Raw genomic sequence first — 24,795 nt, 5'->3', positions numbered from 1 at the left:
TTGGACTAAGTCCAAGTCAAGTGAAGCTCCAACTTCACACCTATTCGGAACCTGGTCCCCTTGCTGTTACGCTGGACCGCATGAGCGACCTTCTGGAACGGCTGCGCGGACGCGGATGGCGGATGACCGCGCAGCGGCGTGTCGTGGCCGAGGTCCTGGACGGCGAGCACGTGCACCTCACGGCCGACGAGGTGCACGCCAGGGCCGTCGCCAAGCTGCCGGAGATCTCCCGGGCGACCGTGTACAACACGCTCGGCGAACTGGTCTCCCTGGGCGAGGTGCTCGAGGTCAGCACCGACAAGCGCGCCAAGCGGTACGACCCGAACGCGCACCGGCCGCACCACCACCTGGTCTGTGCCAACTGCGGCGCGATCAAGGACGTGCACCCCACGGGCAACCCGCTGGCCGACCTCCCCGACACCGAGCGCTTCGGCTTCACGGTCTCGGACGTCGAGGTCACCTACCGCGGCCTGTGCCCGAACTGCACCACCGCGTAACGACTGCACACCCCACCCCGGTACGCCCGCCGTACCGGGGTTTTCCTTATGCGCCGGCGGCGTGAGCGCTCTGCCAGGCGCGGAAAACACCGAGGGCCGGAAACCTTCCGGTTTCCGGCCCTCGGCCTTCAGTAGCGGGGACAGGATTTGAACCTGCGACCTCTGGGTTATGAGCCCAGCGAGCTACCGAGCTGCTCCACCCCGCGTCGATGAATGGAACACTACGTCAAGACAACCACGAGAAGCAAATCCCTTCCCGACGCCGTAACGCAACGCCTCACAACGGAGCACGAGCAGCGCAACGACGGCACCCACCCCACGCAGCTGCGGGCAGTCGTGCCGCTGGGGCGGCACGGGTGGGCGCAGCGGCACCCCGCAAGCGCCGGGCAGCGCACCCCCACGGCGGCCACCACAACGCCGGGCGACAGGCACCCCGGGGCAGCGCACCCCACGGCGGTCACCGAAACACCGGGCGCGAGGAAAGGCAGAGCACGCTCCCCCACCGCGTTCACCACCCCGGCGTCACAAGCTCACGCCGAGAGTTCCTCCCGCAGAGCGTCCCGCAGCCGCGCAGCCCGCTCCGCAACCTCCGCCGGCCCCAGCTCCACCGCCCGATCAGCCCACCGCTGCGACTCCACCAGCTCCCCCCGACGCGCGTAGACCAGGGCCAGCCGCAACGCCGCCCGCCCATGCCCCGCGTCAGCGGCCCGCGTCCACCACATCGCCGCCTCCGGCTCGCTCCCCTCCCGCGCCAGCAGCAGCCCCAGATTGAACGCCCCGTTCCGTGACCCGGCCTCGGCCGCCTCCCGGTACCACCGCGCCGCCTCGACGACGTCGCCCCGCGCCGCGGCCAGCATCCCCACCCGCACCTGCGCCCGCCGGTGCCCCTGGGAGGCCGCCCGCTCGTACCACTCCTCGCACTCGGTCTTCTCGTGCAGTGACTGCAGCGACTCGCCCAGTTCATGCGTCGGCGCCGGCGGCCGGCGCGCGTCCAGCACGGTCGCCAGGCGGTACGCCGCCTCCGCGCTGCCGCCCCCCGCCGCGCACCGCAGGTGCCGCTCGGCCTCCTGCTCGTCGCCCTCCTTCAGGCGCGCGATCCCGACCTGGAGCGCCGCCTCGGTGTGCCCGGCGGCCGCCGCCCGCTCGTACCACCGCAGCGCGGCCTCCTCCTCGCCCCGCCCGGCGTACAGGATGCCCAGGTTGAACGCGGCGTCCACGCTCCCGGCCTCCGCCGCCTTGGAGAACCACGGCTCGGCCCCGGTCTCGTCCCCGCCGCGCAGCAGGAGGATCGCCAGCGCGTTCGCCGCCTCCCGGTGCCCGGCGTAGGCCGCGCGCCGGTACCACTGCTCGGCCTGCGCGGTCCGCCCCTGCTCGGCGCAGAGCAGCCCGAGGTTGTACGCGCCGTTGACGTCCCCGGCGTCCATCGCCGCCCGGTACCACCGCTCGGCGGTCTGCGTCTCCCCGCGCTCGGCGTGCAGCGCACCCAGCGCGTTCGCGGCGTTGCCGTCGCCCTCCTGCGCGGCCTTCAGCCACCACGCGGCGGCACTGTCGGAGTCGCCGGCGTCCCGCAGCAGGAAGCCGAGCGCGCACGCGGCCCGCGGCTCGCCGTCCTTGGCGGAGGTCAGATACCAGCGGCCGGCCTCCTTGAGCTCGCCGCGCTTCTCCAGGATCGCCCCGAGGTGCAGCGCGGCCCTGCGGTGCCCGCGCGCGGCGGCCTGCCGGTACCACTGCTCGGCCTCGGCCATCTGTTCGACACCGTTGTCACCGCCGGACTCCCGCGTGCCGCGCGCGTCGAGCGCCCGCGCGAGCCGGTACGCGGCCTCCCGGTGCCCGCGCTCGGCCGCCGCCCGCATCCAGCGCTCGGCCTCGGCGTCCGCCCGGTGTTCCAGCAGGTCGGCGAGTGCGTAGGCGCCGAGGACGTGCCCCTGCTCGGCGGACTGGCGCAGCCAGTACTCGGCGGCCGGCTCGTCGCCGCGCTCACGGTGGTGCCGGCCGAGCGCGTGCGCGGCGGCGGCGGAACCGGCGACGGCCGCGATCCGCCACCATCCGGCGGCCTCGTCGGCGTATCCGCGCTGGTGCAGCAGGACGCCCAGGTTGTTCGCGGCGGCACGGTCGCCCGCCGCGGTGGCGGCACGCAGATGGGGTTCGGCTCCGTCGAGATCGCCGCGGCGCAGCAGCATGGCCCCGAGGACGCTCATCGCCTCGACGTCGCCGGCCTCGGCGGCGAGTCGCTGACGCAGTTCCTCAGCGGCCTCGCTCTCGTCGTCATCACCCGAAGGCTGAACAAATCGCCCTGTCTCGAACAGAGTTGCCTTGTCCCCCATAACGTCCATCGTCGCACCACCTGCAACCTGGGTACACCCGGTATACCGCAGTCCGTGAGGTCACTTCAGCGTTTTGTCGACATGCCCACAGAGAGACAAGTCAAACACAGTTCGACCAACTCCCCACGGCGGCACGGCGGTCCCACCCGTCGGCACATGCGTTCGCACACACGAAGGCCCGGATCCCTGTGAGGATCCGGGCCTTCGCCGTCGTACGACTCAGTCGTCGACTTCAGTAGCGGGGACAGGATTTGAACCTGCGACCTCTGGGTTATGAGCCCAGCGAGCTACCGAGCTGCTCCACCCCGCGCCGTTGTGGGACAACCGTACCACGGCGCGGGGCGGTCATGATCAGCCGCTCGGCGAGGCCGTCGGCTTGGGGGTCGTCGCACCGGCGGTCGCCCCGGGCTTCGGAGTCGCGCTCGGACCGGCCCCGGCCCCGCCGCCGCCCTGGGTCCCCTGGGCGCCCTGGCCGGCCTTGGCCTGGGCGTCCTCGGCCCGCTTCAGGGCGGCCTCCAGGTCCTTCTGTGCCTGGCCGTACGCCTGCCAGTCGCCCTTCTTCAGGGCTTCCTGACCGGCGTCGAACGCCTTCTGCGCGTCGTCCAGGGCCTGCTGCACCGTCGGGTTGCCGGTCGCCGGCGGCTTGGTGGTGCCGGTGCCCTGGTCCGGCGGCTCCGTGGAACCGTTGGCTCCGAAGACCTTGTTCAGGGCCTCGTCCAGGGTGTTCTCGAAGGCCGTGCTGCCGCCGTAGGTGACCAGAACCTTGCGGAGCAGCGGGTACTTGAGGTCACCACCGCGGACGTAGACCGGCTCCACGTAGAGCAGTCCGCCGTCCAGTGGGACGGTCAGCAGATTGCCGTACTCCACCTTGGAGTCGCCGCGTTGCAGCAGGCTGATCGACTCGGCGATGGACGGTTCGGAGTTGAACTGGCTCTGCACCCGTTTCGGACCGTCGATCGTCTTGCCGGTGGGCAGTTTCAGAATGCTGATCCTGCCGTAGTCCCCGGACTGCGGTTCGGCGTTGACGGACATGAACGCGCTGAGGTTGTCCCGGCCGTTCGGCGTCATCGTCGTCGTCAGCGAGAACGCCTGGGACTTCTCCCCCGGCAGCTTCATGCTCAGGTAGTACGGCGGCACCGGGTCGCCCGACTTGTTCGTCGGGTCGTCCGGGATCTGCCACACCTCGCTGCCGCTGAGGAAGGTCTGCGCGTCCTCGACGTGGTAGCGGGTGAGCAGCTCGCGCTGCACCTTGAACAGGTCCTGCGGGTAGCGCAGATGCTCCATCAGCGAGGCGGAGATGTCGCTCTTGGGCTGGACCGTGCCCGGGAACGCCTTCATCCACGTCTTCAGGACGGGGTCCTTGGTGTCCCACTGGTAGAGCTTGACCTCACCGGTGTAGGCGTCGACGGTCGCCTTCACCGAGTTGCGGATGTAGTTGACCTGGTTCTGCTGGGCCACCACGCGCTGGTTGTTGGCGGCCGTCAGCGAGTCGGTCGTCGTGTCACCCAGGGTGGTGCGCGAGGCGTACGGGTAGCCGTTGGTCGTGGTGTACGCGTCGACGATCCACTGGATCCGGCCGTCGACCACCGCCGGGTAGGTCACGCCGTCGATCGTCAGCCACGGGGCCACCGCCTCGACGCGCTCCTTGGGCGTGCGGTTGTACAGGATCCGCGAGCCCTCGCCGATCGCGCCGGAGTACAGGATCTGCGGCTCGCCGAACGACACCGCGTACGCGGCCCGGTTGAGCGGATTGGCGAGGTTCACCCCGCTCTTGCCCGTGTAGCGGGTGGTCTTCTCACCACTGTCGTCGGAGTAGTCGATCTCCTCCTGGGGACCGCCGACGATGGAGTACGTGGTGGTCTTCTCGCCGTAGTACACCCGCTGCTGGTAGGCGCCGAGGTCGCCCTTGGACGGCAGGTCGTACTCGGTGAAGACCGGGCGGCCCTCGGAGTCGGCCTCGGTGCCCTTGGCCGCGACCACGCCGAAGCCGTGGGTGTAGCGGAAGTGGTCGTTGATCCAGTTGTGCTTGGGCACACCGTTGAGGTTCAGCTCACGCAGACCGATGACGGTGTCCTGGATCTTGCCGTCCTTGGTCTTGTACCGGTCGACGGCCAGGTTGGACGGGAAGCCGTAGTAGTTGCGCACCTGCTGGAGCTGCTGGAACGTCGGGCCGACGACGTTGGGGTCCATCAGCCGGATGCCGGCGACGTTCTCGGCGTCGTCGCGCAGCTTCGTCTTGTCCTTGGTGGTGCTGGTGCCCGAGTACTCGCTGACCTCGGTGTCGTCGATGCCGTACGCCTCGCGCGTCGCCTTGAGGTTCTTCTGGACGTACGGGGCTTCCTTGGCCTGCTCGTTGGGCTGGACCTGGAACTTCTGCACGATCGCCGGGTAGAGCCCGCCGATGAGGATCGCGGAGAGCACCATCAGGCCGAAGCCGATCACCGGCAGCTGCCAGGTGCGCCGCCACAGGGTCGCGAAGAACAGCAGCGCGCAGATGACGGCGATGCAGAACAGGATCGTCTTCGCCGGGAGATACGCGTTGGCGTCGACGTAGCGCAGACCGGTCCAGTTGTCGGTCGCCTTGAAGTCGCTGGACTTCACCGCCAGTCCGTAGCGGTCGAGCCAGTAGGCGACCGCCTTCAGCGTGACGAAGATGCCGAGCAGCACCGACAGATGCCCGGTCGCGGCGGCCGTGGCGCGCGCCCCGGGGCTGGTGACGCGCAGCCCGCCGTACAGGTAGTGGGTGAGCGCGGCGGCGATCACCGACAGGATCGTGGCGGCGAAGCCGAAGCCCAGCAGGAAGCGGTACCAGGGCAGGTCGAAGGCGTAGAAGGAGACGTCGAGGTGGAACTGCGGGTCCTTCTGGTGGAAGGGCACGCCGTTGACCCACATCAGCCAGGTGCGCCACTGGCCGGCGGCCGAGGCGCCCGCGATCAGGCCGACCAGGGCCGCGATCCCGAGCAGCAGCCACTTCTTGTACGGCGCGATGCCCATCCGGTAGCGGTCGAGGCTCTGCTGCTCCATCGACATCGCGCTCAGCGGCGGGCGCAGCCGGTGGGCCAGCCAGATGTTGAGGCCGACCGCGACGGCCATCAGCAGGCCGAAGACGAAGAACAGGCCGATCTTGGTCCACAGGGTGGTGGTGAAGACCGAGGAGTACTTCACCGACCGGTACCACAGCCAGTCCGTCCAGAAGCCCGCGAACATGGTGAACGCCATGCCGAGTACGGCAAGGACGCCCAGCGTCGCGAGCAGGGTCCGGATACGCCGGGACGGGCGTCCCACTCTGATCCGCGGCCCCGTGGGGCCTCCGCCGCGGTCCGGCATCTGGAAAGCCAAGGTGCGCACCTCGAAGTTCGCTGTCGTCTCGTCAGGCCCGCGTGTTCGCCGGCCCTCCGTGGCCCCCCGTGATCGCGGGCCCACACCTATGCAACTTACTCACGGTTTACTCGGTTCCCGATTTCGGCCGGGAACGAGGCAGGATTGTGACCATGTCCAACACTCCCATGGCGGCGAACCCCCTCACCCGGGCCGTGCTCGAGATCGACGAGTACGCCTCCGGCCTGGGCTGGGACCAGCCCGCCCGCCTTTTCGCCCTCGTCGACACCGCGCAGCTGCGAGCTCAGGAACCCGCGCTCGCCGACCAGCTCGGTCTCGGGGAGGACGCGTCCACCGGCCTCACCCCGATCGAGCAGGACGAGATTGGAACGGACCGGCCGCTCGACGAGTTCCTGGCCACGATCGCCTGGCCCGAGGCGGTGGCCGGCTGCGCGCTCACCGTGGAGCGCCTGATGCTGCCGCCGTCCGCCGAGGCCCAGGTCCCGCAGGGCCTGGACGGGGAGAAGCTGGCGCAGTGGGTCGCCGAGCACCCCGAGCGCCAGGAGGTCCGGATGACGGTGGCCGTGCTGCGCGACGGCTCCCGCGAGTCGGCGCTGCGGCTGCGGGAGAAGGACTCCCCGACGGAGGTCCTCACCGGCCCGGACCTGGTGCCGGGCCTGGCCGACGCGCTGGCGGCGACGTTCGAGGAGTAGCTCCCGCTACTTGGTGCACTTCGGCAGGTCGGCCGTGCGGCCGCCGCGGATGTCGTCCAGGGCGGCCAGGGCGTCGCCGATGGTCTTCACCTTGACCAGGGTGAGGCCGTCGGGGGTGTCCTTGGCGGCCGCCGCGCAGTTGTCGGCGGGCGTGAGGAAGTACTGGGCGCCCTTGTCGCGCGCGCCGACGGTCTTCATCTCGATGCCGCCGATCGGGCCGACCTTGCCGTCGTCGTCGATGGTCCCGGTGCCCGCGACGAACTTGCCGCCGGTCAGGGCGCCCGGGGTGAGCTTGTCATAGATGCCGAGCGCGAACATCAGGCCGGCGCTCGGGCCGCCCACGTCGGCGAGCTTGATGTCGATCGTGAACGGGAACGTGTGGTCGGTGCCGGCCGAGATCCCGACGATGGCCCGCTTGCGGCCGGCGTCGTCGGAGGACGCGGTGGTGATCGTGACGTTCTTGGTCACGCTCGCCGTCCGGTGCTCCTTCTCGGCGGCCGCCTGCTCCTTGGCGGGCACGATCGTGAAGACGACGTTCTGCCCGGGCTTGTGCTTGGTCACCAGCTTGGCGACGTCGCCGGGCTGCTTGACGGCCGTACCGTCGACGGCCTTGATCACGTCACCGGCGTGCAGCCGGCCCTCCGCCGGGGAGCCCTTGACGACCGTGGAGACGATCACCCAGGACTGCACCGGGATGTGCAGCTCCTTCAGCGCGGCGACCTTGGCGCTCTCCTGCGACTGGGAGAACTCCTCGGCGTTCTCCTGGGTGGACTGCTCCTCCGTCTTGCCGTCCGGGTAGAGCGTGTCGTGCGGCACGACCTTGTTGTCGTGCGCCAGCCAGCCGTAGACCGCCTCCACCAGGTTCATCCGGTAGTCGGCGCTGGTGACGCGCACGGTGGTCATGTTCAGGTGACCGTCCGTGGGGTACGTCTTGCGCCCGGAGATCTGCAGCACCGGCTCACCGTCGTGGTCACCGAGCGTGTTCACGGTCGGGCCCGGGGACATCTCCGAGTACGGCACGTTGATGAGCACTCCGGCGCACAGGAGTGCGATCAGCATCAGAGTGGAGGCGAGCATCGTCGCGGTGCGGCGTGGCATGGCACGACAGTACGGGACGCGCCTGTCGGAGCACCGTCAGGGCCGCCCCGCGCCCATGCCGCGGCCGCCTCACGTACCGGAGTGCGACTTCTCCATCGCCTCGCGGAAGCGGGCATAGCCGTCCAGCTCGGGGCCGTCGCTGCGGACCTTGCGGGTCCGGTTCGCCCAACTGCCCCACAAGCCGGCTGCGACCGCAGCCACGAGCGGAATCAGCAACCAGACGAGCGCCCCCATGGCGACCTCCCGACCCCGACTGAGCGACCGCTACTGACTGATCAGCAGATTAACCGTCTGCCGTGACAACGCTCACGCCAGGGGGGTGGTTACGCAACCGGAATTCGCCCTTGCGGCCGGTTCAGCAGGCCCCGACCCACTCCTCCGTGCCGTCCGAGAACCTCTGGTGCTTCCAGATCGGCACCTCGTGCTTGAGGTCGTCGATCAGCTTCCGGCAGGCGTCGAAGGCCTCGCCGCGGTGCGGGCAGGACACGGCGACGACGACGGCGAGATCGCCGACGCTCAGATCCCCCACCCGGTGGACGGCGGCCAGCGCCCGCACGGGGTACTCGGCGCAGACCTTCTCCGCGATCCGCCGCACCTCCGCCTCCGCGGAGGGGTGGCAGGAGTACCCGAGCGCGTCGACGTCGGCGCCCCCGTCGTGGTTGCGCACGGTCCCCACGAACAGGGCGGTCCCGCCCGAGGCGTCGTCCCCGACGGCCCGGAAGACCTCGTCCACGGACAGCGCGGTCTCCCGCACGCCGATCAACTTGATGGGATCCGCCGCAGCCTGCTCACCGGGATGGTCGTACATGGGTGCCATACCCCCATCGTGCCCCACCCCACTCCCAACCGAAATAGACGTTTCACCAGGCCCCCACGGACAACGCCTTGTAGCTACGTACGTAGCCCACACCGCCCCGGCGCCCACCCCACGCAGCTGGGGGCAGTCGTACCGCTGGGGTGGCGGAGCCGGGAGGCGGGGCTCCCCCACGTAGCTGCGGGCAATCGTGCCGCTGGGGCGGCACGGGTGGGCGCAGCGGCACCCCGCAAGCGCCGGGCCGCGCACCCCCCGGCGTTCACCGAAACACCGGGCGCAGGGAAACGCAGGGCACGCACCCCACGGCGGCACCTCAACGCCGGGCACAAGAACCCGTCACACCCGCCGCCGCGCCTTCCGGGCCCGCCGCACGACAGCCGCCGCACCCAGCAGAGCGACCGTCGCCCCCGCCGCCCCCGCCGCCGTCGCGTCCTTGCGCCCCAGCCGCCGCCCGGCCACCGTGTGCCGCCCGGCCACCTCCTCCAGCAGCTCGGCCAGCACCTCCTCGTTCGTCCACCGGGGCCGCCACCCGGCGTCGTGCAGCCGGCTCCCGCTGACCACCCACGGGTACATCGTGTAGGCCAGGTCCCCCGCCGGCGACGGCGTGAGCCCGATCCGGTGCAGCCGCGCCGCCGCGCCGAGCGCGACCGCCGACGGCAGCTCCATCCGCCGGATCCCGCTGAGCTCCTCGACCTCCTCCTGCTCCAGCCACCCGTCGCAGCCGACGGCCAGCTCCCCGTCGACCTTCTCCAGCACGGCGTACTCCAGCGCGCTGCACAGGTCCTCGACGTGGCAGAACTGCCAGGCGGGCCGCGACCCGGCCACCACCAGCAGCCGCGGCGACTCGAAGTACCTGGTCAGCGCGGTGTCCGTACCGCCGACCAGCACCGCGGGACGGACCACGGTGACGTTCAGCCCCGGATGCGCCCGCGGAGCGCGCCGGGCGAGCCGTTCGATCTCCAGCAGGTCCCCGACCCCCGTGGCCTCCGCCGTCGCCCGCAGCTCGGCGTCCTCCGACAGGGGCAGCTCGTTGTCCGGCAGCGCCCCGTAGACCATCGCGGAGGTGCACAGCACCACCCGGTGCACCCCGGCGGCCGCCGCGGCGGTCAGCACGGTCTGGGTTCCCCGGACGTTGTACGCCGTCCGGGCGGCGGCGTCGGAGCCGAGGTCGAGGTCGAGGGCCAGATGGACGACGACGTCGGCGCCGCGCAGCTTGTCGGCGATGGCGGGATCCCGGACGTCCAGGATGTGCCAGTGCGCGGCCTCGCACTCGCCGCGCCGCTCGTCGATGGCGATGACCTGCTTGATCTCCTCCGAGGCGGCGAGCCGCTCGGTCAGCAGCGCGCCGACGCCGGACGCGGCACCGGTGACCGCGACGACGGGCCCGCGCGCGGCGGATGTGGTTGAGTGGTTTCGCGCTGCGCGAACCTGCGGATCTGGGGAACTCACCGGGCGTCTCCAGCGGTTGTCTTCATACGAGCGCAAATGACGCGTACGTACCAGGTGGCATCCATCCTGCCGCAGGCGTTCACTGGGCGAAGCACCGAGGCCCGAACGGCTCGCGGTGTCTACGCTGGGTGGTGTTGTCGGGCAGTCGTGCCGTCGGGGAGAGAACCGGCGGCCTTACCAGCCGAGGAATCCCGTGAGTGACACCCCATTCGGATTCGGCCTTCCGCCGGAGGAGCCGGAAGACGGCGACGAGGGCAAGAAGAAGGACCAGCAGAGCGGTGGTGGTCAGGGACCGTCCAACCCCTTCGGTTTCGGGCTGCCCGGTGCCGGAGGCCTGGGAGGCGGCGCGGACAATCCGCTCGCTGCCATGTTCGGTTCACTGAACCCCACCGACCTGGGCGCCGCGTTCCAGCAGCTGGGCCAGATGCTCTCCTACGAGGGCGGCCCGGTGAACTGGGACATGGCCAAGCAGATCGCCCGCCAGACGGTCTCCCAGGGCACCCCGGACGGCTCCAAGGACGCCAGCGTCGGCCCCGCCGAGCGCCGGGCCGTGGAGGAGGCCGTCCGCCTGGCGGACCTGTGGCTGGACGACGCGACGTCGCTGCCGTCCGGCTCCGCCTCCGCCGTCGCGTGGAGCCGCGCGGAGTGGGTCGAGGCGACCCTGCCCGCGTGGAAGGAGCTCGTCGACCCGGTCGCCGAGCGGGTCGGCGGCGCCATGGGCGACATCCTGCCGGAGGAGATGCAGGCCATGGCCGGCCCGCTGATCGGCATGATGCGTTCCATGGGCGGCGCCATGTTCGGCACGCAGATCGGGCAGGCCGTCGGCGTCCTCGCCGGCGAGGTCGTCGGCTCCAGTGACGTCGGCCTGCCGCTGGGCCCGGCCGGCAAGGCGGCCCTGCTGCCGCTGAACGTGGAGGCCTTCGGCAAGGACCTGAGCGTCCCGCAGGAGGAGGTGCGGCTGTACCTCGCCCTGCGCGAGGCCGCCCACCAGCGCCTCTTCGCGCACGTGCCGTGGCTGCGCTCGCACCTGTTCGGCGCGGTCGAGGGCTACGCGCGCGGGATCAAGGTGGACACGGCCAAGCTGGAGGACGTGGTCGGCCAGTTCGACCCGCAGAACCCCGAGGAGCTGCAGCAGGCACTCCAGCAGGGCATGTTCCAGCCGGAGGACACCCCCGAGCAGAAGGCCGCCCTGGCCCGCCTGGAGACCGCTCTGGCGCTCGTGGAGGGCTGGGTGGACGCGGTGGTCCACGCGGCCGCCAAGCCGCGTCTGGCGTCCGCCGACGCGCTGCGCGAGACGCTGCGCCGCCGCCGCGCCTCGGGTGGCCCGGCCGAGCAGACGTTCGCCACGCTGATCGGCCTGGAGCTGCGTCCGCGCCGGCTGCGGGACGCCTCGCGCCTGTGGGCCTCGCTCACGGACGCGCGCGGGGTGGACGGCCGGGATGCCCTGTGGCACCACCCGGACATGCTGCCCACGGCCACCGACCTGGACGACCCGGACGGCTTCGTGCACCGCGAGCAGATCGACTTCTCCGAGCTCGACAAGATGCTCGGCGAGGCGGCCGGCGGCCAGGGCCCCGACCTGCGCAAGAAGGACGACGGCGCCGAGGACGGCAAGCCCGAGGGCGGCGACGACACCGAGTGAGCCTGTACGACGACGCGGTCCTCGTCCTGAAGGGGTACGAGGGCCAGGAAGAGCTGCGCCAGGTCTACCTGGACCATCTCGCCGCCCACCCGGACGGCATGTGGAAGGCCTGCGAGGCCGGCCACCTCACGGCGAGCGCGCTGGTGATCGACCCGGATCACGGGCGGGTGCTGCTGACCCTGCACCGCAAGCTGCGCATGTGGCTGCAGATGGGCGGCCACTGCGAGCCGCAGGACGCCACCCTGGCGGCCGCTGCCCTGCGCGAGGCGGGCGAGGAGTCCGGCATCGCCGGCCTGACGCTGCTGCCGGGCGGCCCGGTGCGCCTGGACCGGCACCCGATCCCGCCACCGTGCCACTGGCACCTCGACGTGCAGTACGCGGTCCTGGCCCCGCCGGGATCCGTGCAGCAGATCAGCGACGAGTCCCTGGACCTGCGCTGGTACGCCTACGACGAGGTCGCTGACGTGGCCGACGAATCGGTCGTACGCCTCCTGGAGGCGACCCGCGCCAGGCTCTGAGCCCGGACGTGTGCGAGGGGCGACCGTCATGGACGGTCGCCCCTCGCGTCTGCTCGGCTGCGGTCAGCTCCAGACGTTGCCCTGGTTCTGCCCCCGCGCCCCGTGCTGGCCCATGCCGAACTGCGCGGCCAGGCCCTGCCCGATCTGGGCGTTCTGCGGCGGCAGCAGCTCGCTGGGCTGCACCAGCGCGAACCCGGTGCCCATGAAGCTGAGCTCCCAGCCCTCACCGGTGGAGCCGCGCCGCCGCCACACGCCCGAGGAGTGCGTCTGCGCCTGCATCTGCACCCGCAGCCCGGTGGACCAGGCGACGATGGCGTCGGCGTCGCAGTTGACGTACTTGTCGGGGGTGACCTGCATCAGCAGCGGCGCCCCGGACGTCATCAGGGCGACCTTGCCGCGCCCGGTGATGTTGAGCTGGTACTTCCCCGAGCCGGAGATGCCGTAGAGGCTGTCGACGGCGATGACCTCGTGGTGCAGCGAGGAGTCCATGGCGAGGACGTAGGAGCTGTCGACGGTCAGCCCGTCCTGCTCCACGTCCATGACGTGGATGTGCTGGGCGAGGTTGGCGAAGTACACCGTGCCCTGCCCGTGGCAGCGCATCAGGTCCAGGCCCTCGCCGGTGTACGCGTGCGCGCGTGCCTGGCTGTTGCTGCGGTACTCGGCGTCGAACTCGACGAGCCCCTGATAGGCGACCATCGAGCCCTTCCGGGCCAGGATGTCGTCGTGGCCCTCCAGGGTGACGCGCAGCATCTGCTTGTTCTGCAGGCTCCAGCGCTCGGCGGTCTGCAGGTCGTTGTGGACGAAAAGCGGGCTCTGCATGGCTTTCTGGCTCCCCCTCAGCCCCGGAACCGGAGACGGTCGGTGCTGTCCTCGCTGGGCTGGACGACGACGATGCCCTGGCCGGAGAAGGCCATCTGGTAGGCCTCGCCGCTGCCGCGGCCGATGAGCGACTGCGCCTTGAAGCTGCGCTTGCCCTTCACCTTCAGGTTCGGCGACCAGGCGACCAGCGCGTCCGGGTCGACGTAGGTCTCGTCCTCGCCGCCGCCGCAGTCGACGACGATGGGCTTGCCCCGGGAGGTGAGCGCGACCCAGCCCTGCCCGGAGATCTTCGTGTTCCACAGGCCCTGCCCGGCGAACTTCGCCAGCCCCTTGACCCGCTCGACGCCCCACGTCAGATGGGCGTCGAAGGCGAGCAGGTTGGTGGCGTTGACGGAGATGCCGTCGCCGTTGAGCTGGATGACGACGACGTTCGCGCCGTAGTCGGCGAGGTAGAGCAGGCCGTCGCCGGAGCACTTCATCAGCGGGGCGCCCTCGCCGGTGATCCAGTCCCGGGCGATCTGCCGCACGGCCGGCGGGTTGGGCTCGTACTGGATGAAACCCTCGTAGGCGACCATCGAGCCCACGCGCGCGAGGAGGTCGTGCCCGGACTGCAGGGCGACCTTCAGCATGTGGTCGCCGTGGTTCTCCATGCGGGCGGTGACGGGTGCGGGAGCGAAGCCCGCGAGCGGCTGGTTCATGACGGGCTCCCCTTAGACCTCGTACGGCTGGACGACGATGAAGTTGCCGGGCGCGCCCCGGAACTGGAGGTTCACGCTCTCGCCGGTGTCGCCCGGGTAGGCGTTGCGGCGCATGCGCACCTGGCTGGAGACGACGACCTGGGAGGCCGCCGACCAGGCCACGACGGCGTTGCAGTCGGCGAACGTGGTGGGCGTGACGGGCAGGACGACGGGCACGCCGTGCGTCTTGACGACGAGGGTGCCGGTGCCCTGGAACTGCATCGTGAACAGCGCCCCGCCGGGGATGCCGTGGCCCTCGATGCGGCGCACCTCGTACTGCAGGCTCTCGTCGAAGGCGAGGACGTTCTCGGCGGAGACGCAGATCGCGTCACCCTGGAGCTCGATGGGGTGCAGATGGGTGGAGTTCTCGGCGAGGAACACCTGGCCCTGGCCGGTGCAGCGCATCAGCTGCATCTCCTGGCCGGTGGCGTTGCCGACGATCCGCCCGGCGAACCCGGCGCCCTTGTAGCTGAAGTCCACCTTGCCCTGGTACAGCACCATGCTGCCCTGCCGGGCGAGCACGGGCTGGCCGCCGATGCCGAGGTCGACGCGGACCAGCTTCTTGTTCTGCTGCGTCCAGCGCTGACCGGCCGGCGTCTCCTTGAACTGCTGGAGCGCGGCGGTCACACCGGGGCCCTGAGGAGTGCCCTGCGGGACGCCGTATCCCTGCTGCTGGCCCGGGATCTGACCGTACGACGGCTGCTGGCCGTAGCCGGGGGGCGCGGGCGGCTGCTGGCCGTAGCCGGGCGGCGGGGCGGGGGCGTGCGGTGCCTGCGGCTGGCCGTAGCCGGGCGGCGGCGGCATCGCGGGCTGCCCGGGGTGCGGGCCGTGCGGGACGTTCGGGCCCGGGTAGGGGGCCGGCGGGGGCGGCGGAGGGGGCGTCTGCGTGCCGCTCGGCGGCGTCATCGGCGCGATGAGCGTGGGCTGCGCGTGCACGGACGGCGCGGGCGCCGGGGCCGGGGGCGGCGTGGCGCCCGGCGGGGGCGCGAAGCCTTGCGCTGCGGGCTGCGGCGCGGGCGCGGGGGCCGGGGTCGCGGCGGGTCCCGACGGGGCGCCGAACGCAGGCGGCGCGGAGGTCTGGGCGGGGGGCGCGAAGCCGGGGGCGGCGCCGGTCTGCGGCTGCTGCGGGGCAGCGGCGGGCTCCTCGTCGAGCACCTCGCCGCCGAAGTTCTTCAGCAGCGCCTCCAGACCGCCGTCGAAGCCCTGGCCGACGGCGGCGAAGCGCCACACGTCCTTCAGGTAGATGTCGCCGAGCATCACGGCCCGCTCGGTGGAGAACTCCGCGCCGCTGAAGGCGTAGCGGGCCACCTCCTCGCCGCCGGCGACGATGCGCAGGTGGCCCGGGCCGATCTGCGCCATCTGTCCGGCGCCGTCGAGGGTCGCGGTGAAGGACAGCTTGTGGATGTGCGGGGGGATGCGGTCGAGCGTGACGCGGAAGGACTCCGTGTCGCCCGCCTGCGGGCCCAGCAGCTGGATGGCCTCCTCCGGGGACTTCGGCTGGTTGAAGAAGACGAAGTACCGGTCGTCGGAGAGCCGTTCACCGGCGTCGAGACCGAAGCAGCTGATGTCGAAGCTCAGGCCGGGGCCGGAGATCTGCACGCCGACGTACAGATCCGTGCCCGCGGTGAGGTCACTGATCCTGGCCTTGTGGCCGCGTTGGAATTCCCTGGGCATGCGTTACGACCGTCCCCCATCCCGAATACGAGTGCGTCGCGCCAGGCTAACGGCAAACCCGGACATCGGCGGAAGCCGGTACAGACCCGCTACACAACGACGACCGGGCTGCTGCGCAGACGACCGGCGCGCTCACTCTCCGCGCGCGCCGGGCACGTGCGGCAGCCGGTCGGCCGCGACGACGCCCTCCAGGTAGCCGCGGGCCCGCTCGGTGCGCGGGTAGGCCTCCAGCAGCCGCCAGAAGCGGGGGCCGTGACCGGGCACCAGCAGATGGGCGAGTTCGTGCAGCAGGACGTAGTCGACGACGTACTCGGGCATGCCCTGCAGCCGGTGCGACAGGCGGATGCTGCCCTCGGCCGGGGTGCAGGAGCCCCAGCGGGTGTTCTGGTTGGTCACCCAGCGCACGGAGGTGGGGCGGGCGCGGCCGTCGAAGTACTGCGCCGACAGCCGCTCGGCGCGCTCGGCCAGCTCGGTGTCGCCCAGTCTGCGCTTGCTCTCCTGGGCGGCCAGTTTGTCGAGCATGACGTTCACCCAGCGCCGCTCCTCCGCCTCGGACATGCGGGCGGGGATGAGCACGATGGTGCGGTCGCCCTCGCGGTAGGCGGAGACCGTCCGGCGCCGGCGACTGCTTCTGCGCACCTCGATCGCGCTCGTCCCCGGGCCGCCGGCCGACGGGCTCGTCGTACTGCGCTGGGGCGCTGCTGCGCGCTGCAGGGGGTCGGCGGACACGCCCCGACGTTACCCGCTGCCCACGGCGGAAGTCCCGGCTCGGGAACGCATCTGTCGCCACGCCCCACCGAGCGCCGGATTAGTACGACTGAGATGTACGACAAGTACGACGAATCCCGTGGCCTGTGGACAACCGTCGGCGCCGGGTGGCACGGCCCGGCATGCTGGCATGCGTCGGCGGGGTGAGGACGCCCCCACGCCCCCGCCCCGCCGGCGTACGGGGGCGATCCGTGACCTCACGGGCGTTTCGCTCCCTGCACCAGTCGACCTTCTCGGGCTACGGGGGCCTGTCATGCATCCAGTGGTGAAACCCGCGCTGCGGCGCGGCTGGCGCGATCTGAACACCGTGCAGTTCGGGATGACACCGGCGCACGCGATGACGCTCGGCCCGGTGGACACGGCGACGGGCAGCTTCCTCGACCTGCTCGACGGCACCCGCGGACTGCCCCTGCTGCGTGAGCTGGCGCCCCGCATGGACCTGCCCGACGGCCATGTCGACCGGCTGGTGGAGCGGCTGGCGCAGGCCGGTCTGCTCGACGACGCGCGCGGCGGCGGGGAGGCCGCGGACGCGCTGCGCGCCAGAAAAGACGTCCTCGACCGGCTCCGGCCGGACCTTCAGTCGCTGTCGCTGACGACGTCCGAGCCGGGCGAGGCGATCCGGCTGCTGGCCGCGCGCCGCGCCTTGCGGGTGCAGGTCCGCGGAGCCGGGCGGGTGGGCGCGGCCGTGGCCGCGTTGCTGTCCGCGGCCGGCGTCGGCGAGGTCGACGTCCGCGACACCGGCCCGGTCGAGCCGTGGGACGTGGCCCCCGGTGGTCTGCCGCCGGAGGCGGTCGGCGAACGCCGGGACGAGGCCGCCCGCCGCGCCGCGCGCCGCGCCGCGCCCGACCGGCCGCCGCGCCGCTCCCCCGGCCGCCTGCGGGAGGACGGCGAACCGGGACTCTCGCTGGTGATCATCGCCCCGCGCGACGACGTCGCCGTGCACGCGCCGGCCCCCGCCTCGGCGGACGCCCTCGTCGCGTCCGGCACCCCTCATCTGTACGCGGGCGTGGTGGAGGCGACCGGTGTCGTCGGCCCGCTCGTCCTGCCCGGGGAGAGTGCCTGCGCCGGCTGCCTGGACCTCTCCCGAACCGACCGGGACCCGGCCTGGCCCCGGATGATCGCCCAGTGGCGGTCCGGACGCCGGCGCCCCGCGCCGCCCTGTGACGTCGCCCTGGCCACCACCGTCGCCGGGCTCACCGCGGCCCACGCGCTCGCCTTCCTCGACCGGCGCTCCACCGCCGCGGCCGACACTCGGTGGCAGGTGTCGCTGCCGGGACTGCAGTGGCACGCGCGACCGGTGTGGCCGCATCCGGAGTGCACCTGTGGGGCCGCGCCAAGAAGCTCGACGAAAGCCGATGGGGAACGCGCCGTGGAGGACGGGGAAGCGCACGAGACAATGGCTGTGCAACGGTCGTCTACTCGGGTACGCCGTCAGGCACGCGCGGCGCGGCCGGCTGGGACTTGGAGGGCGCATGTCTGATCTTCCTCGGAAGGCGGTCACCCGGACCGCCAAGCTCGCCGCGCTCCCGCTCGGCTTCGCGGGCCGGGCGACCTGGGGGCTGGGCAAGCGGATCGTGGGCGAGTCCGCGGAGATCGTCGGTCGTGAGCTGCAGCAGCGCACCGCGGAGCAGCTGTTCAAGGTGCTCGGCGAGCTCAAGGGCGGCGCGATGAAGTTCGGGCAGGCACTGTCCGTCTTCGAGTCGGCGCTGCCCGAGGAGATCGCCGGACCGTACCGCGCGGCGCTGACCAAGCTGCAGGACGCGGCGCCGCCGATGCCGACCCGCACGGTGCACACCGTGCTGCGCGAGCGGCTGGGCGAGGACTGGCGCGACCTCTTCGAGGAGTTCGAGGACAAGCCGGCCGCGGCCGCCTCGATCGGCCAGGTCCACCGCGGGGTGTGGCACGACGGCCGGGAGGTCGCGGTCAAGGTGCAGTACCCGGGCGCCGGCGAGGCCCTGCTGTCCGACCTCAACCAGCTCAGCCGGTTCGCCAAGCTGCTGGGCCCGCTCATCCCCGGCATGGACATCAAGCCGCTGATCGCGGAGCTGAAGGACCGGGTGTCGGAGGAGCTGGACTACGGCCTGGAGGCGCAGGCCCAGCAGGCGCACGCGGAGGAGTTCGCCGGCGACCCGGACGTGGTCGTCCCGGCGGTCGTCCACCAGAGCGACCAGGTCCTGGTCACCGAGTGGATGGACGGCATCCCGATGTCCGAGGTGATCGCCGACGGCACCCCGGAGCAACGGGACCGCGCCGGGCAGCTGCTGACCCGCTTCCTGTTCTCCGGTCCGGCCCGCACCGGCCTGCTGCACGCCGACCCGCACCCGGGCAACTTCCGTCTGCTGCCGGGTGGTCCCGGCGGCGAGGACGACTGGCGCCTGGGCGTGCTGGACTTCGGCACGGTCGACCGGCTGCCGGGCGGGCTGCCGACCCCGATCGGCGACTCCCTGCGGATGACGCTGGACGGCGAGGCCGAGGCGGTCTACGAGCTGCTGTGCGCGGAGGGCTTCGTCAAGGAGTCGATCGACCTGGACCCGGACGCGGTCCTGGACTACCTGCTGCCGATCATCGAGCCGGCCCGGGTCGAGGAGTTCACCTTCACCCGTGGCTGGATGCGCAGCCAGGCCGCCCGGGTGGCCGATCCCCGCTCCCCCGCCTACCAGCTGGGCAAGCGGCTCAACCTGCCGCCGGCCTATCTGCTGATCCACCGGGTGACGCTGAGCACCATCGGTGTGCTGTGCCAGCTCGGGGCGACGGTCCGGATGCGCGACGAGCTGGAGGAGTGGCTGCCGGGGTTCGTGCCGGAGGACCCCGCGGACGGGGAGACGGCGGCACAGGCATAGCGGGCGGGCACAGCGTGATCGCCGAGACGCCCCCTACGGGCGCGCCGCGGTCACGGCCGGGCGGGGCCCGTCACCACCAGGAGGAGTCCAGGCGTCCCTCGATGGCGCGCAGGTTCTCCCGGGAGCAGACGTCGCAGAAGTAGCGGCCGACGCCGTTCTCGACGGAGAAGGTCCAGGTGGTGGGCTGCTGTTCGGTGGCCGTGGTGCCGCAGCGGGCGCATACGGGCGGCCGGGGCTCCGCCCGGGAGCCGGCCCCCTCGCCCCTGTCACCGCTGCCGGGAAGGCTCGTCATCCGGTGACGATAACTCCGCGGCCCGGCGATCGCCCGGCACAACGCCCGCGGGGCCGGTCCGTGTGGACGGACCGGCCCCGCGAGGAGGCGGCCTTCCGGCAGGAAGGCCGCCGCGGTCAGGAGTGCCGCCGGCGGGCGACGGTGGTGACCCGGCATCACCGGGTCACTGCATCACCGCCATGGCGAGCGCGCGGCGGGCACGCAGCGAGGCGCGCTCCGCCCGGCGCTGCATCCGGCGGGCGGCCGCCAGGCGCACGGCCAGGCGGTCCCGCTCGGCCTCCTGCAGCCGCTCGTGCATATGCGCACGTGCCAGGGCTTCTGGGATGAGTTGCATCTCTCGGGTCCTGTTCTGACGCGAGTCGGTCGCGCCGGTGGTGGTGACGTCTTCGATCACGGAGCCGGTGGGCTCGCTGGTGGACGGCTTCATCGGGGCCTGCTTTGCGGGGTCGTGCGTGAGGGGGCGGTCGATCGTTCCTGCGGTGTTCATGCCGAGACCGGGTTCTTGCGCGGGCGGCCACGCGGCCGCTTCCGGGCGACGACGACACCCTGGACGAACAGCTCGCCACCCCAGACGCCCCAGGGCTCACGCCGCTCCTTGGCACCGGCGAGGCAGGCCTCGATCAGCGGGCAGGTGCGGCAGAGGGACTTGGCGTACTCCACGTCCGCGGGCGACTCGGCGAAGAAGACCTCCGGGTCGTAGGAGCGGCACGGGACGGGTACGCCGAGGTTCTCGATGGCGTCGTCGAGCGCGGTGAGCGCGGTGAGCGGGGTCAAGGAGTCCTCCGTGGGGCCGGGCTTGGGGATCGTGTCGGAAGGCGGTACGGACGGGGCGTGCGCTTCGAGTTGCACGGTTCGTCTTCCTCGTCTGGTCGTTTCCGGCCTGTTGGCCGGGTGGCGGCTGGTACCGGGTTCTTTTCTTGTCCCGAGGCCCCTTCGCTCTGCCGTCCCCGTTCGGGGAAAACAGAAGGGCCGCGGATCCCGGATGGGGTTCCGCGGCCCTGAAGGCGCCGGCCTGATCGAAGATCAGGCTGGATCACTCCAGGGTTCAGGCCCACGGAAGGCCCACATCAGGTGGTGGTGCGTCGTCTGCTTCCGGATACCGGCACCGGTCGCCGTAAAGGCATAGGCCTGCGCCTGTGCCACTACTGCCGCTTCCAGTGCCTTGGTCGGTCGCTCATCGCGCTCGCGGACAGGAAGACCCGCGGGGGCGACGGAGGACGCCGGACGGACGGCACGAATGCCGGACAGACCGGTGCCCTGGTTCGAGGCGCCGAGCATGCACAGGGAGACGGCCGAGAGATCGGTCATTTTGGCCGTGGTGCTGGTGTAGTGGGCGTTGATGCTGATCACTGGACTCGCCTCCTCTCGGCGTCTCATGGACCGGTGTGTGAACCGGTCTTCGGGTATGCAAGTACAACACGGAATCAGGGCCTTCGAGAAGGCCGCTGTCCCCGTGCGTAAGAACCTATGGGGATTGCTGGGGCATGCGCAAACTATTTTTTCGACGAGTTGGCATCAGTCGCCGATCTCGTCCGTCGCCCCCTCTTCCTGCGGGTCACGGCCTGCGCAGATGGCCAGCACATCGGCCCCGTAGCGGCCCAGCTTGCGGGCGCCCACGCCGGGGATGCGGGACAGTTCCCGCTCGTCGTCGGGCACGTTCTCGGCGATCGCCATCAGGGTGCGATCGGTGAAGACGCAGTAGGCCGGCTGGCCGCTGAGCCGGGCCTGCTCAGCGCGCCATTCCCGCAGCCGCTCGTACAAACCCTCGTCCATGTCGGAGGGGCAGTCCTCGCAGCGCATCAGTTTCATCTCGCCGGCGTCGGTGAGCGTGCGCCCGCACACCCGGCAGCGGGCCGGGGTGCGCACTCTGCGCCGGGCCACGGGCTCCGCCCGGGTACGGCCGCCCCCGCCGAAGCCGCGCTCCACGCCGCCGGTGCCGCCCGCGCCCGCGCGGCCGGCGGCGCCCGACGAACCGGGGCGCAGCCCGTCCAGGAACCGGCTGGGGCGGCGATTGGGCCGGCCTCCCGGTGAGCGGGAGAGCGCCCACGACACGTGCAGTCGCTCCCGGGCGCGGGTGACCCCGACGTAGAGCAGGCGGCGCTCCTCCTCGATCTGCTCGTCGGTGCGCGCGTAGGTGATCGGCATCATGCCCTCGGCGACGCCGACCAGGAACACGGCGTCCCACTCCAGGCCCTTGGCGGAGTGCAGGGAGGCCAGCGTGACGCCCTGCACGGTCGGGGCGTGCTGGGCCTGCGCCCGCTCGTCGAGCTCGGCGACCAGGTCGGCGAGGGTGGCGCCGGGCCGGGCCGCGGCGAAGTCCTGGGCGAGGTGCACCAGGGCGGCCAGCGACTCCCAGCGCTCGCGGACCGCGCCGGAGCCGGCCGGGGGCTGAGGCGTCCAGCCCTCGCCGGAGAGCACGGCCCGCACCTGGGAGGGCAGGTCGACGGCCTCGTCGAGGGCGGAGTCGTTGCCCCCGAAGCGGGCGGCGCCGCGCAGCGCCATGCCCGCCTTGCGCACCTCGGGCCGGTCGAAGAACCGCTCGGCGCCGCGCAGCTGGTAGGGCACGCCGGCGTCGGCGAGGGCCTGCTCGTAGGTCTCGGACTGGGCGTTGGTGCGGAACAGGACCGCTATCTCGCCGGCCGGCACGCCCGCCTCCAGCAGCTCGCGGATGCGGCGGGCGCAGCCCTCGGCCTCGGCGGGCTCGTCGCCGTACTCGGTGAAGACCGGTTCGGGGCCCGCCGGCCGCTGGGAGACCAGCTCCAGGCGGTGGTCGGCGGCCCGGCCGCGGGCCTGGGCGAGCAGCCCGTTGGCGAGGTGGACGACCTGCGGGGTGGAGCGGTAGTCGCGCACCAGCTTCACGACGGTGGCGCCGGGGTGCCGCAGCCGGAAGTCGAGCAGGTGGTCGGGGGTGGCTCCGGTGAAGGAGTAGATGGTCTGGCTGGCGTCCCCGACAACGCACAGGTCGTCCCGGTCGCCGAGCCACAGCTCCAGCAGGCGCTGCTGCAGCGGGCTGACGTCCTGGTACTCGTCGACGACGAAGTGCTGGTACTGGGCGCGGACCTGCTCGGCGATGTCCTGCCGGTCCTGCAGGACGGCGACGGTCAGCAGCAGGACGTCCTCGAAGTCGATGACGGCGCGCTGCCGCTTGATGTCCTCGTAGGCGGCGTACAGCTGGGCGATCTCGGCGGGGTCGCGCGGGGTTTCCCGGCCGGCCTTGGCGGCGGCGGGCGGGTAGTCGGCGGGGACGGTCTGGGTGACCTTGGACCACTCGATCTCGGCGGTGGCGTCCCGCAGCTCGCCCCGGTCGAGGCGGATGCGGCAGGCGGCGGCCGCGTCGGCGACGAGCTGGATCTTGCGGTCGACGAGCCGGGGCATCTGGCCGCCGATGGCTTTCGGCCAGAAGTACTGCAGCTGCCGCAGCGCGGCGGAGTGGAAGGTGCGGGCCTGGACGCCCTGGGCGCCGAGCTGGCGGAGCCGGCCGCGCATCTCTCCCGCCGCGCGGTTGGTGAAGGTGACGGCGAGCACGCTGGAGGGCTGCAGGATGCCGGCGCGGACCCCGTAGGCGATGCGGTGGGTGATCGCCCGGGTCTTGCCCGTACCGGCACCGGCCAGGACGCACACCGGTCCGTGCAGGGCGGTCGCCACCTCGCGCTGCTCGGGGTCGAGCCCTTCGAGCACCGCGTCCGGGGAGTCCGGTACCTGCGGGAAGAGGGAGGAGTGCGTTGCTGCTGTCACACGACCATGCTGCCAGGCCGCGGGAGGCGGGTGCGGCGGTTGTCCACAGGCAGGGGGCCGCAGTCGTATCAATGCGACCGGGGTCACCCTCGTCGATGCGACCGGGGTCACCCTCGGGCCGTCGGGGGCGGCGGGAATGGTGGCGGTTTCAAGTACGTTCTCCCCCTAGCGAGCGTGATCCCCGAGCCGCTGAAGGAGCGCGAAGACATGCTGGGCACTGTGACGATGTACAGCACCACCTGGTGCGGTTACTGCCGCCGGCTGAAGAGCCAGCTGGACCGCGAGGGCATCGCGTACACCGAGATCAACATCGAGCAGGACCCGGAGTCCGCGGCCTTCGTCGAGAAGGCCAATGGCGGAAACCAGACGGTTCCGACCGTGCTCTTCCCCGACGGCTCGACGCTGACGAACCCGTCGCTGGCCCAGGTGAAGCAGAAGATCGGCGCGTGAGGGTTCCCGAGCGCGCGTGAGCGCTCAGAGCGAAGGGGTGGCCGTCCCGGTGCGGGACGGCCACCCCTTTGTCGTGCCGTACGGCCTCAGACGCTGCGCGTCGGCAGCGGCTTGCCGTACCACAGCTCGATCAGGCGGGCGGCGATGGAGATGCCGTACGGCGGCATGACCTCGCCCGCCTCGAAGGCGGCGGTGAGTTCGTCGCGGGAGAACCAGCGGGCCTCGTGGATCTCGTCGCCGTCGACGTCGATGGCGGTCGACGTGGCGCGTGCCATGAAGCCGAGCATCAGGCTGGACGGGAACGGCCAGGGCTGGCTGGCGACGTACTCGACCTGGCCGACGCTGACGCCGACCTCCTCGTGCACCTCGCGGCGCACGGCCTGCTCGATGGACTCGCCCGGCTCGACGAAGCCGGCCAGGGTCGAGAAGCGGCCCTCGGGCCAGTGCACCTGGCGGCCGAGCAGGATGCGGTCCTCCTCGTCGGTGACCGCCATGATCACGGCCGGGTCGGTGCGCGGGTAGTGCTCGGCGCCGCAGGCGGGGCAGCGCCGGATGTGCCCGGCGGCGGCGATGACCGTGCGCTCGCCGCAGCGGGAGCAGAAGCGGTGGGTGCGCTGCCAGTTCTCCAGGCCGACGGCGTGCACCATCAGGCCCGCGTCGCGCGGGGAGAGCAGCAGCCCGGCCTCGCGCAGGCCCGCCGGGCGCGCGGACTGGTCGATGCGGCCGGGCAGCGCGTCCTTCTGCAGCGCGAAGTAGCTGACGCCGTCCTCGTCGATGCCGAGGAAGTAGCGGTGCGCCTCGGTGAGCGGGGCCTCGAAGGAGGGCGTCATCACCAGTTCGGTGCGGCCGTCGGGCGTCTCGTCGATGAGGACCTGGCCGCCGGAGACCACGAAGCAGCGGGTCGAGGGGTGGCTCCACGCCGCCGCGAGCCAGGCCTCGTCGAGCCGGTGGTGGGCGGCCCGGTCGATGCCGCTGGGCGCGGTCAGTGAGATGGGTCGGTCGGCGGTGCGGTCGGTCCAGGTGGTCACGGGTGCTTCCAACTCCCCCGGTGGAACGGTTTGGGTCGGCGGGCGGTTCAGCGGTTCGTACGGCAGGCGGCGACCGGGT

General features: G+C 71.9%; 23 protein-coding genes and 2 tRNA genes. 7 read left to right on the top strand and 18 right to left on the bottom strand.

Annotated features, from left to right (window positions below):
• The first annotated feature begins 80 nt into the window (after positions 1–80).
• Positions 81–497, top strand: coding sequence for a Fur family transcriptional regulator (locus ACF1AL_RS25060; RefSeq protein ID WP_366839382.1), 417 nt, complete (start codon positions 81–83; stop codon positions 495–497).
• A 132-nt stretch (positions 498–629) separates the two neighbouring features.
• On the opposite strand, the gene ACF1AL_RS25055 is transcribed toward ACF1AL_RS25060, so the two are convergent.
• From ACF1AL_RS25055 to ACF1AL_RS25040, 4 genes are all read right to left on the bottom strand, one after another.
• Positions 630–703, bottom strand: a tRNA-Met gene (locus tag ACF1AL_RS25055).
• Positions 704–1,027: 324 nt separating this feature from the next.
• The gene (locus tag ACF1AL_RS25050; RefSeq protein WP_391827447.1) at positions 1,028–2,830 is read right to left on the bottom strand and encodes a tetratricopeptide repeat protein; all 1,803 of its coding nucleotides are present in this window, start codon (positions 2,828–2,830) and stop codon (positions 1,028–1,030) included.
• 227 nt (positions 2,831–3,057) lie between these two features.
• Positions 3,058–3,131, bottom strand: a tRNA-Met gene (locus ACF1AL_RS25045).
• 41 nt (positions 3,132–3,172) lie between these two features.
• Entirely contained in the window at positions 3,173–6,148 is a 2,976-nt protein-coding gene (locus ACF1AL_RS25040) for a UPF0182 family protein (protein WP_391827574.1), read from the bottom strand.
• A gap of 164 nt (positions 6,149–6,312) precedes the next feature.
• Here ACF1AL_RS25040 and ACF1AL_RS25035 point away from each other — a divergent pair, with 164 nt between their 5' ends.
• Entirely contained in the window at positions 6,313–6,852 is a 540-nt protein-coding gene (locus ACF1AL_RS25035; RefSeq protein ID WP_366839385.1) for a PPA1309 family protein, read from the top strand.
• A 6-nt stretch (positions 6,853–6,858) separates the two neighbouring features.
• Here ACF1AL_RS25035 and ACF1AL_RS25030 read toward each other — a convergent pair whose 3' ends face one another.
• From ACF1AL_RS25030 to ACF1AL_RS25015, 4 genes are all read right to left on the bottom strand, one after another.
• Complete coding sequence (locus tag ACF1AL_RS25030; RefSeq protein WP_391780143.1) at positions 6,859–7,950, bottom strand: PDZ domain-containing protein; 1,092 nt, start codon at positions 7,948–7,950, stop codon at positions 6,859–6,861.
• A gap of 69 nt (positions 7,951–8,019) precedes the next feature.
• Positions 8,020–8,151 (bottom strand): hypothetical protein, encoded by a 132-nt coding sequence (locus ACF1AL_RS25025; RefSeq protein WP_361631373.1) that lies wholly within the window; start codon positions 8,149–8,151, stop codon positions 8,020–8,022.
• Between the two features lie 154 nt (positions 8,152–8,305).
• A complete protein-coding gene (locus ACF1AL_RS25020; protein ID WP_391827445.1) occupies positions 8,306–8,767 on the bottom strand; it encodes a molybdenum cofactor biosynthesis protein MoaE in 462 nt (153 codons plus the stop codon).
• Between the two features lie 333 nt (positions 8,768–9,100).
• Positions 9,101–10,213 (bottom strand): SDR family oxidoreductase, encoded by a 1,113-nt coding sequence (locus ACF1AL_RS25015; RefSeq protein WP_366838352.1) that lies wholly within the window; start codon positions 10,211–10,213, stop codon positions 9,101–9,103.
• 193 nt (positions 10,214–10,406) lie between these two features.
• On the opposite strand from ACF1AL_RS25015, the gene ACF1AL_RS25010 reads away from it, so the two are divergent.
• Positions 10,407–11,855, top strand: coding sequence for a zinc-dependent metalloprotease (locus ACF1AL_RS25010; RefSeq protein WP_384206516.1), 1,449 nt, complete (start codon positions 10,407–10,409; stop codon positions 11,853–11,855).
• On the top strand, positions 11,852–12,373 hold the full coding sequence (locus tag ACF1AL_RS25005; protein ID WP_386418533.1) for an NUDIX hydrolase: 522 nt from the start codon (positions 11,852–11,854) through the stop codon (positions 12,371–12,373). Before ACF1AL_RS25010 ends, ACF1AL_RS25005 begins: the two co-directional genes overlap by 4 nt.
• Before the next feature lie 63 nt (positions 12,374–12,436).
• On the opposite strand, the gene ACF1AL_RS25000 is transcribed toward ACF1AL_RS25005, so the two are convergent.
• From ACF1AL_RS25000 to ACF1AL_RS24985, 4 genes are all read right to left on the bottom strand, one after another.
• Complete coding sequence (locus tag ACF1AL_RS25000; RefSeq protein ID WP_366838355.1) at positions 12,437–13,192, bottom strand: AIM24 family protein; 756 nt, start codon at positions 13,190–13,192, stop codon at positions 12,437–12,439.
• Between the two features lie 17 nt (positions 13,193–13,209).
• Positions 13,210–13,890, bottom strand: coding sequence for an AIM24 family protein (locus tag ACF1AL_RS24995; RefSeq protein ID WP_366838356.1), 681 nt, complete (start codon positions 13,888–13,890; stop codon positions 13,210–13,212).
• A gap of 12 nt (positions 13,891–13,902) precedes the next feature.
• The gene (locus tag ACF1AL_RS24990; protein WP_391827443.1) at positions 13,903–15,603 is read right to left on the bottom strand and encodes a TerD family protein; all 1,701 of its coding nucleotides are present in this window, start codon (positions 15,601–15,603) and stop codon (positions 13,903–13,905) included.
• 132 nt (positions 15,604–15,735) lie between these two features.
• Positions 15,736–16,332: a M48 family metallopeptidase gene (locus ACF1AL_RS24985; protein ID WP_391703353.1), complete on the bottom strand. Its 597-nt coding sequence runs from the start codon at positions 16,330–16,332 to the stop codon at positions 15,736–15,738.
• A gap of 292 nt (positions 16,333–16,624) precedes the next feature.
• Between ACF1AL_RS24985 and ACF1AL_RS24980 the strand changes: the two genes are divergently transcribed.
• Together ACF1AL_RS24980 and ACF1AL_RS24975 are read left to right on the top strand one after the other, a co-directional pair.
• Positions 16,625–17,851, top strand: coding sequence for a TOMM precursor leader peptide-binding protein (locus tag ACF1AL_RS24980; RefSeq protein ID WP_391703350.1), 1,227 nt, complete (start codon positions 16,625–16,627; stop codon positions 17,849–17,851).
• Positions 17,844–19,211, top strand: coding sequence for an AarF/ABC1/UbiB kinase family protein (locus ACF1AL_RS24975; RefSeq protein ID WP_366838360.1), 1,368 nt, complete (start codon positions 17,844–17,846; stop codon positions 19,209–19,211). Before ACF1AL_RS24980 ends, ACF1AL_RS24975 begins: the two co-directional genes overlap by 8 nt.
• Before the next feature lie 70 nt (positions 19,212–19,281).
• Here ACF1AL_RS24975 and ACF1AL_RS24970 read toward each other — a convergent pair whose 3' ends face one another.
• From ACF1AL_RS24970 to ACF1AL_RS24950, 5 genes are all read right to left on the bottom strand, one after another.
• A complete protein-coding gene (locus ACF1AL_RS24970; protein ID WP_384206503.1) occupies positions 19,282–19,503 on the bottom strand; it encodes a hypothetical protein in 222 nt (73 codons plus the stop codon).
• A 163-nt stretch (positions 19,504–19,666) separates the two neighbouring features.
• Entirely contained in the window at positions 19,667–19,990 is a 324-nt protein-coding gene (locus ACF1AL_RS24965) for a hypothetical protein (protein WP_366838362.1), read from the bottom strand.
• Positions 19,987–20,352, bottom strand: a complete 366-nt coding sequence (locus ACF1AL_RS24960; RefSeq protein ID WP_366838364.1) for a WhiB family transcriptional regulator — start codon at positions 20,350–20,352, stop codon at positions 19,987–19,989. Before ACF1AL_RS24960 ends, ACF1AL_RS24965 begins: the two co-directional genes overlap by 4 nt.
• A 174-nt stretch (positions 20,353–20,526) precedes the next feature.
• A complete protein-coding gene (locus ACF1AL_RS24955; protein ID WP_366838366.1) occupies positions 20,527–20,853 on the bottom strand; it encodes a hypothetical protein in 327 nt (108 codons plus the stop codon).
• A gap of 165 nt (positions 20,854–21,018) precedes the next feature.
• Positions 21,019–23,238 (bottom strand): ATP-dependent DNA helicase UvrD2, encoded by a 2,220-nt coding sequence (locus ACF1AL_RS24950; protein WP_391827441.1) that lies wholly within the window; start codon positions 23,236–23,238, stop codon positions 21,019–21,021.
• Positions 23,239–23,445: 207 nt separating this feature from the next.
• On the opposite strand from ACF1AL_RS24950, the gene ACF1AL_RS24945 reads away from it, so the two are divergent.
• Positions 23,446–23,688 carry a mycoredoxin gene (locus ACF1AL_RS24945; RefSeq protein ID WP_189942747.1) on the top strand — a complete coding sequence of 81 codons (243 nt, stop codon included), beginning with the start codon at positions 23,446–23,448 and terminating at the stop codon, positions 23,686–23,688.
• An 86-nt stretch (positions 23,689–23,774) separates the two neighbouring features.
• Here the strand turns inward: ACF1AL_RS24945 and nudC are convergent, their stop codons facing one another.
• Positions 23,775–24,716 carry an NAD(+) diphosphatase gene (gene nudC, locus ACF1AL_RS24940; protein WP_384206497.1) on the bottom strand — a complete coding sequence of 314 codons (942 nt, stop codon included), beginning with the start codon at positions 24,714–24,716 and terminating at the stop codon, positions 23,775–23,777.
• Positions 24,717–24,795 lie beyond the last annotated feature (79 nt).

Origin of the sequence: Streptomyces sp. NPDC014801 (genome assembly GCF_043082085.1) — a bacterium.
In the GTDB taxonomy this organism is placed as follows: domain Bacteria; phylum Actinomycetota; class Actinomycetes; order Streptomycetales; family Streptomycetaceae; genus Streptomyces.
The sequence above is the reverse complement of the archived record's forward strand: the minus strand, read 5'-3'. Positions and strand labels throughout refer to the sequence as shown.

Bases quoted from the DNA above. Each gene is read 5' to 3' on its own strand.
- ACF1AL_RS25060 (WP_366839382.1), top strand. From the start codon at position 81: ATGAGCGACCTTCTGGAACGGCTGCGCGGACGCGGATGGCGGATGACC.
- ACF1AL_RS25050 (WP_391827447.1), bottom strand. From the start codon at position 2,830: ATGGACGTTATGGGGGACAAGGCAACTCTGTTCGAGACAGGGCGATTT.
- ACF1AL_RS25040 (WP_391827574.1), bottom strand. From the start codon at position 6,148: ATGCCGGACCGCGGCGGAGGCCCCACGGGGCCGCGGATCAGAGTGGGA.
- ACF1AL_RS25035 (WP_366839385.1), top strand. From the start codon at position 6,313: ATGTCCAACACTCCCATGGCGGCGAACCCCCTCACCCGGGCCGTGCTC.
- ACF1AL_RS25030 (WP_391780143.1), bottom strand. From the start codon at position 7,950: ATGCCACGCCGCACCGCGACGATGCTCGCCTCCACTCTGATGCTGATC.
- ACF1AL_RS25020 (WP_391827445.1), bottom strand. From the start codon at position 8,767: ATGGCACCCATGTACGACCATCCCGGTGAGCAGGCTGCGGCGGATCCC.
- ACF1AL_RS25000 (WP_366838355.1), bottom strand. From the start codon at position 13,192: ATGCAGAGCCCGCTTTTCGTCCACAACGACCTGCAGACCGCCGAGCGC.
- ACF1AL_RS24995 (WP_366838356.1), bottom strand. From the start codon at position 13,890: ATGAACCAGCCGCTCGCGGGCTTCGCTCCCGCACCCGTCACCGCCCGC.
- ACF1AL_RS24990 (WP_391827443.1), bottom strand. From the start codon at position 15,603: ATGCCCAGGGAATTCCAACGCGGCCACAAGGCCAGGATCAGTGACCTC.
- ACF1AL_RS24980 (WP_391703350.1), top strand. From the start codon at position 16,625: ATGCATCCAGTGGTGAAACCCGCGCTGCGGCGCGGCTGGCGCGATCTG.
- ACF1AL_RS24975 (WP_366838360.1), top strand. From the start codon at position 17,844: ATGTCTGATCTTCCTCGGAAGGCGGTCACCCGGACCGCCAAGCTCGCC.
- ACF1AL_RS24970 (WP_384206503.1), bottom strand. From the start codon at position 19,503: ATGACGAGCCTTCCCGGCAGCGGTGACAGGGGCGAGGGGGCCGGCTCC.
- ACF1AL_RS24965 (WP_366838362.1), bottom strand. From the start codon at position 19,990: ATGAACACCGCAGGAACGATCGACCGCCCCCTCACGCACGACCCCGCA.
- ACF1AL_RS24945 (WP_189942747.1), top strand. From the start codon at position 23,446: ATGCTGGGCACTGTGACGATGTACAGCACCACCTGGTGCGGTTACTGC.